Source organism: Streptomyces sp. (genome assembly GCF_031181705.1).
In the GTDB taxonomy this organism is placed as follows: domain Bacteria; phylum Actinomycetota; class Actinomycetes; order Streptomycetales; family Streptomycetaceae; genus Streptomyces.
In genome coordinates, this window is sequence record NZ_JAPSKN010000166.1 from 1 (window position 1) to 11,178 (window position 11,178).

Here is an 11,178-nt window from a genome sequence, read left to right on the forward strand (position 1 = left end):
ACACGCCGTCCGCGCCGGCCGCCTGGTAGGCGTCCAGCCGGGAGAGCGTGTCCGCGGTGTCGCCGTCGCCCAGCCAGTGGGTGTCGGCGCGGGCGTTGACGAACAGGACGGGGACGGCCTTCTTCACCGCGGCGATCTTCCCGGCCAGCCGTTCGGCGGGCGCCAGGCCGTCCTCCAGGTTGATGCCGGCGACGCCGACGGCGAACAGCTCCCGCGCGAACTGCGCGACCTCGTCCGGGTCGTCGCTGAAGCCGCCCTCGGCGTCGACGGACAGCAGCAGCGGCCGCGCGCCGAGGGCGAAGGCCAGCCGCAGCGTCTCCTCACGGGTCGCGGCCACCGCGTCGGGCAGGCCCGCGGCGGCGGCGACACCGAGGCTCGTCGTCGCCACCGCCCGGAAGCCCTGCCCGGCGAGGGCCTGCGCGCAGGCGTAGTCCCACGCGTTGGCAGCAGCAGCGGCTCGGCGGCGTGGTGAAGCGCGGCGAAGGCGGTGACGGGCGGGGTCCGCCGAGGGGATCGGGTCATGCCGCCACGCCAGGCCCGGATCGTTTCGGCCCGCGCCGAACGACCGTCGCCCGCGCAGGGTCAGCTCACGTGCACCGCGGACTCGTCCAGCCGGACCCGCGCCTCGGGCCCCGCACTCCAGCGGACCGTGATCGCGCCGGTCCCGTCGGCGTCGACGCGCACCGCCTCCGTCAGCGGCACCGGATCGGACTCGGCGGTGAGCCGGGCCAGCGCGACGAACAGGGTGGCGCCCCCGGTGGTGACGCCGGTGAGGCCGCCGTCGAGGCCGACGGCGGGCAGGAGTTCGGCGCGGACGCCCTCCGGGGCGCTCCACCCGGTCACACGCACCGCCGTCCCGGGTTCGGCCCCCGCGACCAGGTGGGCGCGCACCTCCACCGCCCCGTGCGCCAGCACCACGCTCGTCACCCGCGCTCCCCCGCCCGCCGTGTGCCGCGAGGCCGCCCAGCCCGCCCCGGCACCGAGCGGTTCGATCCCCGTGCGGCTCGGGTCGCCGTCCACGATCACGCTGTTGTCGTACGACGCCGCGGGTGCCGTCACGGTCGAGTAGGCGAGACGCGTGTAGTACGGGTCGTAGCGGACGTCCTCGCTGCCGTGGTTGTGGAGGCGGACCACGCCGTCGCAACGGGTGGACTGGATCAGCCAGTTGGGTGGCCCGACGGGCGTGACGGCGTCCTCGCGCCCGGCCGGCCCGGGGCGTTCCGGCGCCGTCCACACCTCGTGCTCCGGCGGCAGGAGCAGACCGAGGAAGCCCTTGCTCGCCCAGTACGGGGAGGCCGGGCCCGAGTAGCCCTGCAGGACGGACGCGTCGGGTCCGTGCCAGCCGAGGGTGAGCAGACCCCGGTCGTCGACCGCGCCCCGGTCCAGGAAGTACCGCAGGGCACCGGACGCCAGCCGCCGCGTCTCGCCCGGCTCCAGCGGCGTGCGGCCGGTCAGCGCGCCCAGCCACAGCGGAGCGGTCGTCGCGAAGCGGTACGTCAGGGAACGCCCCTGGTGCATCGGGGCGCCGTCGCCCCCGAACAGCCGGGCGTAGTCGGCGAGATGACGCTCCAGGCGGCCCCCGTACAGCTCCAGCAGGGACGCGTCCCGCTCCAGCCAGGCGTGCAGCACCGGATAGAGATGCATCGCCCAGCCGTTGTAGTAGTCGTACTTGCGGCCGTCGCCGTCGGTGTACCAGCCGTCGCCCCGGTACCACTGCTCGATGCGTTCCAGACCGCGGTCGATCGCCGCCCGGGAGGCCTCCGGCTCGTGGCCGGTCTCCGCGAGGAAGCCGCCGACCGTGACGGGGAACAGCTCCCAGTTGCACGGCCAGGGTTCGGCCGTGAGCGCGTCGGCCAGCCACGCCGCCGTCCGCTGCCGTACGCCGTCCTCCAGGCGGTCCCAGAGCAGGTCCCGGGTCAGGCGCAGGGCCAGGGCGATGGACGCGGCCTCCACCAGGGGCTGGCCGCGGTCCTCGATGCGCGGCCAGACGCCCGAGACCCCGGCGGCGAGGCCGCTCGCGTAGCGCTCCAGGGCCTTCTCGTCGCGGCGGAAGGCGGCCAGCAGCAGGGTGCGGGCGTACCCCTCCAGGCCGTCGGAGAGGCGGCCGGACCAGCTGGAGCGGTCGCCGGGCAGGTGGTACAGCGCGCGGTCCTCGGACGCGTACGGCTCGACGGCGGCGAGCAGGGCGTCGGCGGCCGCCTCCCAGTGGGCGCGGGTGTAGCCGGTGAACGGGGACGCCGTGCGGTCGGCGGGGGGCAGCTGCATCGGTTCTCTCTCGTGCTCGGACCGGTCGGAACGGCTCGGGCCTGGAGCGCCCCGGTTCCGGTCGGGGCGCCCCAGGGGTTCATCCCACCCGCACCTTGCCCCGCGGGACCAGATGCCGGGTGACGAGTTCGTCGCGGACCAGGCGCGCGTAGACGGTCGCCCCGCGCACGGAGGTGTGGGTGTTGTCCCGCGCCTCGTCGGTGAGGTAGAGCGCCTTGGACGCCTCCACGCCCAGCGACTCCACGAGTTCCCTGGTCTTCGCCGTGAGGTCGATCAGCGGGACGTCCCGCGCGGCGGCCACCGAGCGGACGACCGCCGGGTGGTCGACGCCGAGGCCGTTGACCAGGAGGGCGGTTCCGTTGTTCAGCGTGCCGTCGGCGTTGAACCAGCGGCGCACGATCGGCGTGACAAGGACCGGCTGTCCGCCCCGCTCCCGGACGCCCGCCACCAGGGCCTCCAGGTTGGCCCGGTAGGTGGCCTCGTCCGTGGTCTTGTCGTTGTGGGCGAGCTGGACGAGTACCGGATCGCCGGGGCGGATCAGGGGCCGTACGGTGGCCCACAGCCTCGGGTTCCCCAGATACGACACCGTACTCTCCCCGGAATCCGCGTAGTTGGCGACGGACACGCCCTTGCGGAGGTACTGGGGCAGTTGCTGGCCCCAGCCGGAGTACGGGGCGCCGGGCTGGTCGCAGACGGTGGAGTCGCCGATCAGGAAGATCTGGCGGGTGTGCCGGGCCGGGGTGACCCGGATGTCGGCCGGCGCGGGCGCGGAGCCGCCGATCCGCAGGTCGAGGCCGGGGGTTCCGTCAGGGCCGGTGGGCTCGCCCTCGGGGGTGCGGACGTTGACGGTGAAGCTGCGGGTGACGTGTTCGCCGGCCGGGACGGCCGTCTCGGGCAGCAGGGAGCGGCGCGTCTCACCGCTGATGCTCGTACTGGACGCGTGAGGTCCGCCGAGCCTGACCCGCACGTCGTACGTGCCGGGCGGCACGTCGACGTGGCAGACACCGGCGGTGCACCGGACGGGGCCCGCGGGGGCCTCGGCCGCTGCCGCCGGTGCGGCCGGCAGGGCGGTTCCCAGGGACATCGCCGCCACGACGGCGATGCTGAAACGTCTCACTCGCGGCTCCTCCCAGCGGACGACACGACCTGCGGGTGGACCGTACCGCCCCGGGCAAGCGCTTTCTAGAGTTCGGGATACATCCCCGGGAATGCCGGCCCTTCGACCCTGCGAGTCCTGTCGGACCGCCGGGCACGGCAGTCGAGGGGACCGCCGTGCCGGCGTGAGGGAGCATCAGCTCCCGCGCGTCCACTCCTGGTTGCTCCCGCCGTTGCACGTGTACGTGATGACGGCGGCGCCGTTGGCGGTGGCGGCGCCGTTCACGTCCAGGCACTCGCCGCTCGCGCGCGACCTCACGTTCACGTACGCGCCGGTGGCGGTCAGCGACCACTGCTGGCTGGTGGCGGAGGCGTCGCAGTTCTCCTGCGTGACCGTGTTCGCGTTCTCCTGCACGCACAGCGAGCTGTTCCTGACCATCAGCTGGTAGTAGCCGCTCCCGGCGGACTTGAACCAGTACCTCTGGTTGGTGCCGCCGTTGCAGTCGTACTGCTTGATCTGGGCGCCCGCCCAGAGCGACTGGCTGGTGACGTCCGCGCACCTGGCGGAGTGGCGGGCGATCAGCGTGTGGTACGTCGCGCCGGTGCCGGTGACGGTTCCGGCCGCCGCGTCGATGGTGACCTCCGGTGACCAGGACATCGACATGGTCGTGGAGTCGGCGAACGTCAGCGGCAGCCACACGTACCGGGAGTCGTTGACGGTGCCGCCGAAGGAGTTGCCCCAGCGGTCGCCCAGGTACAGGTACGAGGTGCCCGAGGTGCCCTGCACGGGCAGGACGAACGCGGTCTGCGAGCCGTACGTCGTCGCGTCGCCGATGTTCCTCATGGCCGACCAGGGGCCGGCGATGTTCGTGGCGGTGGCGTACTGCTGCTGGTTGGGGTTCCAGCCCGTCGCGCCGGAGGTCAGCATGAAGTACACGCCGTTCCGCTTGAACAGGGCGGGGGCCTCGCGGTGGCCGCCGGGCCAGGGGTTGGCGACCAGGCTCGCGATGCCGGTGTAGTCGGCGGTGAGGCGGTAGATCTGCAGGTCGTAGTTCTCCCGGGCGGCGGAGATCATGTAGCCGGCGCCGTCGGTGTCGGTGAAGACCGTGATGTCACGGGACATGTGCCGGCCGAGCGGCCGGAAGCTGCCCTGATAGGTGTAGTTGCCGTCGACGGTGTCGGAGACGGCGACCGCGGCGCGGGCCTCGCTGTAGTCGGTGCCGTTCTCCTTGTGCATCCACATCACGAACTTGCCGGTGGACGCGTTGTACATGACCTTCGGCCGCTCGATGTTGGCGGTCGCGAGCTCCGGGTCACTGGCCTCGGTCAGGACGTGGTTGCGGAACTCCCAGTTCTTCAGGTCGGTCGAGCGGTAGGCGTCGACGTAGCGGAAGGTGTTGTCGGCGTTGCGGTGCTCGCCGAACCAGTAGTAGGAGGAGCCGACCTTGAGGACTCCGCCGCCGTGGGCGTGGACGGGGTTGCCCGAGGCGTCCGTGAACTGGGTGCCGTTGGTGATCGTCCGGGGCGCGGCCTGGGCGGGCCCGGCGGTGGCGAGGGCCGCGAACAGGCCCAGGAACAGGGTGAGCAGGGTGGCGCAGGCACGTCTCATGTCAGTCACCTGCCGTGGCCGTGTCGGCGACCGGTATGCCGAAGTCGGGGGTGCCGTCGGGCTTCCAGCCGAGCTTCTGGACGCGCGTGTGGCGGTTGGGGTCGTCCAGCGGGTCGCCGTCGATCTCCTTGTACTGGCGGGCGTGGTAGACGAGGACGTCGGTGCGGCCGTCCTCGGCGACCGTGAAGCAGTTGTGGCCGGGGCCGTACTGCCGGGTGGTGTCGTTGCTGGTGAAGACCGGGGTCGGTGACTTGGTCCAGCTCAGGGGGTCCAGGAGGTGGCTGTCGGCGTCGGCGGTCAGCAGGCCCACGCAGTAGTTGAAGTCGGTGGCGCTGGCCGAGTACGTCATGAACAGGCGGCCGTTGCGCTGGAGGACGTACGGGCCCTCGTTGACCTTGAAGCCGACGCACTCCCAGTCGTACTCCGGGGTGGACAGCCGCACCTGCGGGCCCTTCAGGGTCCAGGGGTTCGCCATCTCCGACAGGAAGATGGCGGTGTTGTTGTCCATACCGGGCTCGTGCTGCGCCCAGGCCAGGTAGCGCGTGCCGCGGTGAGTGAAGGTGGTGGCGTCCAGGGAGAAGGTCTCCCAGGCCGTCTTGACCTGGCCCTTCTCCACCCAGGTGCCCTTGAAGGGGTCGGGGTGGGCGTTCTCCAGCACCCAGATGCGGATCGCCCAGACGTCCTCGGCGGGCGCGGAGGCGAAGTAGACGTACCACCTGCCGCCGATGCGGTGCAGTTCGGGTGCCCAGATGTGGGCTCCCATCGGGCCCGTCGGGTGGGCCCGCCAGATGACGGACTCGGCCGCCGTGCCCAGGCCGTTCAGGGTGCGGGAGCGGCGCAGGACGATGCGGTCGTACTCGGGGGCGGTGGCGGTGAAGTAGTAGCGGCCGTCCTTGTGCCGGTGGATGTGCGGGTCGGCGCGGTTGCGCACGAGCGGGTTGACGAAGGGGGCCGGCCGGGGAGGCCGGGCGGGTTCGGCCGCCCGGGCGACCGCGGGGGCGGTGGGGACGGCCGCCAGGGCGCCGGCGGCTGCGGCGCCCTTCAGCAGCAGCCTGCGGCTGGGGGGTTCGGGCAGAGCGGGGTCGCGGCTCATGCGGCCTGCCTCTCATGGGGAAACACACGATGCTGTGCGGCATTTCGAACGTCATCTGTCATTACGAACGCCGAAAAGGTAAGGGTGTGTCACGAGCAGGTCAACGGGTCCGACGGGACCGAGGCGTTCGGGACGCGGGTCACACCTCGGACTCACCCCACGACGTGACGGTCACCTCGTCACCGACGGACACCCGGCCGGGCCGCGGCACGGCGTACTTCGTGCCGAAGGCGACACCGCCCTGGGCCGCCCGGCGGTAGCCGGCGAGGGTGCGCAGCGGCTCGGGCCCCGCCCGGGACCCGGACTCCTGCTCCACCAGGGTGACGGCGCAGCGGATGGCGAGCTTGGCGTAGGCCAGTTCGGCGTCGCCGACGCGGAGGCGGTGGGCACGGTCCTCGGTGTGCGGCTCGTCCCAGCCGTCGACGACGATGTTGGGGCGGAAACGGTTCACCGGGAGCGGCCGGGCGCCGCGTGCGGCGAGTTTCCGGTCCAGCAGGGCCAGCGTGGCGCGGGACAGGACGTGCACGGCACAGCTGTCGGCGTAACCGGAGGTGCCCGGAGCCGCGCCGTCGGTCACCCGGTGGTGCTCCGGTGGTACGCGCACCAGGCGGCTGCGGGCGCCCAGCACCTCGGAGAGCCACTCGGCCGCCTCCTCGCCCTGGTCGATGCCCTGGTAGGCGGCGCCGAACAGGTCGACCGTCCGCCGGGGCCCGGACGTGTCCACCCCGAGGTGGAGGGCCTCGGCCCGGGGTGCGGTGAGCGACAGACGGGTGCCGTCGGGCGTGAGGGCGGGGCGGATGACGGCCAGCAGGGGATGGCGCCGCTGTGTGCGGTACACGCCCTCCTCGCTCACCACCATGAAGCTGCGGTCGTGTGCGAGACCGGCCGGGGTGAGCAGCGCCTCCCGCGCCGGCGTCCCGGCGCAGCCCTTGACGGGGTAGGTCAGCAACGCGGCGATTCGGGCCATGGCCTTCCGTTCCGTCCGGGCGGTCAGCGGCCGCTCGGGGCCGGGGGGAAACCGAGCTGCGGAGCCAGCAGTCTGGCCTCGGCCGCCCACTCGGCCAGGAACGCCAGGACCAGGCCCCGCTCCCGGTGGCGGAGGTCGGCCGGCGCGGCGCCCGCACCCCCGTAGGGCACCGGCTCGTCATCGGCCCGGGCCGGCATCAGCGCGGTGAGCCGGTCGTACTTCACCGCGGAGGCGCACATGCCGAGGCGGACCAGGGGCTCGTCGCCGCGCCAGCCACTCCTGCGCAGGCCGTGCAGGTAGGCGTCGTAGGCCGCCTTGGCCAGGCCGGGGAGGTCGTCGGCGGGCACGACGCGGTCGAGGACGGAGTCGGGGAGGTAGTTGCCGAGGTCCTCGCCGAGGGCGCCGTCGCCGGTGAACGCCCAGTCCAGCAGGACGCTGGTGCCCGGGCCGTCGGCGACGGCGTTGGCCGGACACTGGCCGAGGTGGGACAGGGCGCGCGGGAGCGACTCCATGACGTCCAGGAACCAGTCGCGGTCGTGGCGCAGACGGACCATGTCGGCGCGCAGGCCGGGCGGGAAGTGCCGCCGGACCAGGGGGTGCCGCCACGCCTCGTCGTCGTCCAGGAGGTCCTCGCCCGTGCTCTTGCCTGCCGTGCAGTCCCGCAGGAAGCGCTGGGACAGCCACGGGTGGTCCTCCCCCGCCCCCACCGCGCCCTGGGCCCTGCCGAGCCGGTGGGCGTGTTCGACGTGGCGGGCCGCGGACCAGGTCGTGGCCGGTGCGCCCGGCACGTCCTCCAGCCACAGCGCCACGTCCCCGTCGGCGCGTTCGGCGCACTCCAGCAGCCGGGGCGCGCGGATGCCGTGCGGCTCCCAGACCCGGGCCAGCCCGGACCGGTAGACGTAGGCCTCGCGCCGCCAGAAGTTCCGGTGCCGGGGGTCGTTGGACGCCGCCCACGCCACGCCGGTCTCCTTGGTCCGCGTCAGCACCTTCAGCACGGCCGAACGACCGCCGCCGGTGACCCGCCACACCCCGGCCGTGACGCCGTTCCAGGGGTTGTGCGGGAGCGGCTCGCACTCCGCACGGCCGGCCGGGACTCCCAGCACCTCACGGACTTCGGCATCTGCGACAGCGACCTCGGGCATCCCCCGATGCTATGCGGACGCCCCGGCTCGGCAGTTCTTGTACCGAGCGGAGGGTGGGGGGGGAGGGCCGTGATCGTCACCCGGCGTCCCACATGCTGGCCGACCCGTTCACGTGAGGGACGCACGGGTGCGGGGGGCCGATTCGGGACCTCGACTACCGTCGACGGCATGACCAGCACCCCCATCCTCGCCGAAGCCCTCGCCGCAGGGACGGTCGTCCTGGACGGCGGCATGTCCAACCAGCTCGAATCGGCCGGGCACGACCTGAGCGACGAGCTGTGGTCCGCGCGCCTGCTCGCCGAACGGCCGGAGGCGGTCACCGAGGCACACCTGGCCTACTTCCGGGCGGGTGCGGACGTGGCGATCACGGCCAGCTACCAGGCCACGTTCGAAGGCTTCGCCAGGCGCGGGATCGGCCGCGACCGGGCGGCCCGGCTCATGGCGTCGAGCGTGGAGTCGGCGAGGGAGGCGGCGCGCCGGGCCGGGGCCCGTCGGCCCCTGTGGGTGGCGGCCTCGGTGGGTCCGTACGGGGCGATGCTCGCGGACGGCTCGGAGTACCGGGGGCGTTACGGGCTGACGGTGGACGAGCTGGAACGCTTCCACCGCCCGCGCCTGGAGGTGCTGGCCGCGGCCGGCCCCGACGTCCTCGCGCTGGAGACGGTCCCGGACGCCGACGAGGCCGCGGCGCTGCTGCGGGCGGTGCGCGGACTCGGGGTGCCGGCCTGGCTGACGTACTCGGTCGCCGGTGACCGCACCCGGGCCGGGCAGCCGCTCCAGGAGGCCTTCGCCCTGGCCGCCGACGCGGACGAGGTGATCGCTGTCGGGGTGAACTGCTGCGCGCCCGAGGACGTCGAGAACGCGGCGGCGACGGCGGCGCGGGTGACCGGCAAGCCGGTCGTCGCCTATCCCAACAGCGGCGAGACCTGGGACGCCACGGCCCGGGCCTGGTCCGGCCGCGCCACCTTCACCGCCGACCAGGTGAGGAGCTGGCAGACCGCGGGCGCCCGCCTCGTCGGCGGCTGCTGCCGGGTGGGCCCGGAGGCGATCACGGGCATCGCGAGGACACTGAGGGCGGGGTGACGCCTGTGGTGGTCGCGCTCGCGGACGCCGGTGGCGACGGGGGGCGCGATGCCGGGGAGTTGACGACGGACTCCGGCCACGCCGGGCGGGGGGGGACGGCGGCCGTGGCGAGGCGGGGTGCGGTGTCAGGGAGTCGTGCACGGCGGCTTCACGCGGGACGCGGGCCACCGGCTGGTCCCCCAGGCCCTGGGCGACGGACTGGACTTCACGGCGGTGGTGGCCGCCACGGACATGGTCGCGGCGAGCGTCCTGACCGCCCTGCGCGAGGGGGGCCTGTCGGTGCCGGACGACGCCTTACGCGCCGGGCTATGACGACATCCCCTTCGCGCCCGACCACGCACCCCGCCCTGACGACGGTCCACGTCCCCGACGAGAAGCCGGGTCCGCCTGGCGGTTCGCACGGCCCTGGAACGCACGCCGGGCACCGCGCACGAACGTCTGCGGCTGGGAACACGCGTGGGGGTACGTGCGTCGAGGGGACCGCCCCACTCCCGTTGAAGCAGGAGGACGGCCGCCGGCCGCGCCCCGGGCGGCCGTGCACGTCAGGGGTTCGCGATACCGGCCACCGTCCACGCCAGGGCGGCGAGGACGAGGGCCGCGAGGACGCCGAGTCCGGTGCCGACGACGGCCCAGGCGACGGTTCTGACGAGATCGAGGTGCAGCACACCCGCCGCGCCCAGCGCCGCCAGGACGCCCGTGACCAGGTCGACCACCACGGCGAACGCCAGGAGGAACTCCGGCACCGGCTCCAGACCCCGGTCCTGCACGGGCGGAACGGCGGTGCGACTCAGCACCAGCGCCCCCACCAGGACGGCACCGACGACCAGGGTCGACGCGAGCAGGAGCGGAAAAGCGCCGGTACCGGCCCAGGGCCCGCCCGGCGCCGCGTCGAGAATCCGGCCCGCGCCCCACAGGACGCAGAGCACCGACCCGTATGCGGCGAGACCCGTGAAGAACGCGGCGTTCTCCAGCGCCTGCGACCCTCGTCGGCAGAACGCCCGGTACAGCAGGCTGCTCAGCACCAGCGCGAGAACCGTGGCCCCGCATCCACCGGCCAACAGCCACCAGCCCGGACTCCCAGGGGCGCCCTCGGACCCCGCCGCCTGCGGCAGCACCCCCGCGCCGACCGTCGCCGCTCGCCCCATCGGGGCAGGCTGGGCCGGTCGGCCACACCGCACAAGAACGCCGTCCGGCCGGGCCCGAGGGAGCGCGCGGTACCGGTCTGGTCGGGTTCAGCGTCGCCGCAGCGCCCCCGCCCGCCGGATCCGTCGTACGGCCGCGCGGAGTTCCGTGCCGCGGGGCTGCCCGGCGTCGACGAGGGCCGGAGCTGTGGTGTCGGGGGTGGTGGCGTCGCGTGCCCACAGGGCGAGTTCGCGGTCGCGGGGGCCGTGCGCGGTGTAGGCCAGGGCGTCTTCCGCGTCCGGGTCGGGGTCTGCGAACACCCGCACCGGGTGGGTGGCGTCCCAGCGTTCCCAGCCCGGGTCCCCGTCCCGCGCGAAGCGCACCCATGCCGTGTGCATCACGTCGGCGAGTTGCCGGGGCGCGCCCTGCCCGGCGAGTCTGCGGGACTCGGGTGTCTCGCCGGTGTCGAAGACGAAACCCAGCTCCAGCGCGTGGCAGGCGCCGAGGCCGGGGAGGCGGGAGGGCCAGGCGAACTCGTAGACGTACGACGGTTCTTGACGGGCGTCGGCCAGCCGGTGCAGGGGGACGCACAGGAGGTGGTCGGTGACGAGCCGGCCGACGAGGTCCGCCGTGCCGGCCTCGGGGTGCAGGGTGCGGTAGCCGCGCGGGACCTCGCTGCCGCAGCGGCAGCGGGCCATGGCACCGGCCAGGGCGACGGCTCCGAGGCGGTCGACGCGCTCCATGAGGCCGCCCGGGACCAGCCAGAGCCGGTGTTCGTCACGGGTCCAGCCCAGCAGCAGTTCCA

10 protein-coding genes and 1 pseudogene are annotated in these 11,178 nt (G+C 73.9%); 2 read left to right on the forward strand and 9 right to left on the reverse strand.

What is annotated here, in order from left to right; all coding sequences use genetic code 11:
- The 7 genes and pseudogenes from RIN80_RS23800 to RIN80_RS23830 form a co-directional block, all read right to left on the reverse strand.
- A pseudogene (locus RIN80_RS23800) lies at positions 1 to 522 on the reverse strand (isocitrate lyase/phosphoenolpyruvate mutase family protein); the annotation flags it as partial.
- Between the two features lie 60 nt (positions 523 to 582).
- Positions 583 to 2,265 carry a DUF2264 domain-containing protein gene (locus tag RIN80_RS23805; protein ID WP_309097686.1) on the reverse strand — a complete coding sequence of 561 codons (1,683 nt, stop codon included), beginning with the start codon at positions 2,263 to 2,265 and terminating at the stop codon, positions 583 to 585.
- 79 nt (positions 2,266 to 2,344) lie between these two features.
- Complete coding sequence (locus tag RIN80_RS23810) at positions 2,345 to 3,382, reverse strand: rhamnogalacturonan acetylesterase (protein WP_309097687.1); 1,038 nt, start codon at positions 3,380 to 3,382, stop codon at positions 2,345 to 2,347.
- A gap of 174 nt (positions 3,383 to 3,556) precedes the next feature.
- A complete protein-coding gene (locus RIN80_RS23815) occupies positions 3,557 to 4,969 on the reverse strand; it encodes a family 43 glycosylhydrolase (protein ID WP_309097688.1) in 1,413 nt (470 codons plus the stop codon).
- Between the two features lies 1 nt (position 4,970).
- Positions 4,971 to 6,062 carry a glycoside hydrolase family 43 protein gene (locus RIN80_RS23820; protein WP_309097689.1) on the reverse strand — a complete coding sequence of 364 codons (1,092 nt, stop codon included), beginning with the start codon at positions 6,060 to 6,062 and terminating at the stop codon, positions 4,971 to 4,973.
- A 139-nt stretch (positions 6,063 to 6,201) separates the two neighbouring features.
- Positions 6,202 to 7,029: an MOSC N-terminal beta barrel domain-containing protein gene (locus tag RIN80_RS23825; RefSeq protein WP_309097690.1), complete on the reverse strand. Its 828-nt coding sequence runs from the start codon at positions 7,027 to 7,029 to the stop codon at positions 6,202 to 6,204.
- Positions 7,030 to 7,052: 23 nt separating this feature from the next.
- Positions 7,053 to 8,171: an aminoglycoside phosphotransferase gene (locus RIN80_RS23830; RefSeq protein ID WP_309097691.1), complete on the reverse strand. Its 1,119-nt coding sequence runs from the start codon at positions 8,169 to 8,171 to the stop codon at positions 7,053 to 7,055.
- A 168-nt stretch (positions 8,172 to 8,339) separates the two neighbouring features.
- Here RIN80_RS23830 and mmuM point away from each other — a divergent pair, with 168 nt between their 5' ends.
- Entirely contained in the window at positions 8,340 to 9,251 is a 912-nt protein-coding gene (gene mmuM / locus RIN80_RS23835) for a homocysteine S-methyltransferase (protein WP_309097692.1), read from the forward strand.
- Between the two features lie 135 nt (positions 9,252 to 9,386).
- The gene (locus RIN80_RS23840; protein WP_309097693.1) at positions 9,387 to 9,563 is read left to right on the forward strand and encodes a substrate-binding domain-containing protein; all 177 of its coding nucleotides are present in this window, start codon (positions 9,387 to 9,389) and stop codon (positions 9,561 to 9,563) included.
- Between the two features lie 230 nt (positions 9,564 to 9,793).
- Here the strand turns inward: RIN80_RS23840 and RIN80_RS23845 are convergent, their stop codons facing one another.
- Together RIN80_RS23845 and RIN80_RS23850 are read right to left on the reverse strand one after the other, a co-directional pair.
- A complete protein-coding gene (locus RIN80_RS23845; RefSeq protein WP_309097694.1) occupies positions 9,794 to 10,396 on the reverse strand; it encodes a hypothetical protein in 603 nt (200 codons plus the stop codon).
- An 87-nt stretch (positions 10,397 to 10,483) separates the two neighbouring features.
- A partial coding sequence (locus tag RIN80_RS23850) for a carboxylesterase family protein (RefSeq protein ID WP_309097695.1) occupies positions 10,484 to 11,178 on the reverse strand: 695 nt, incomplete at its 5' end.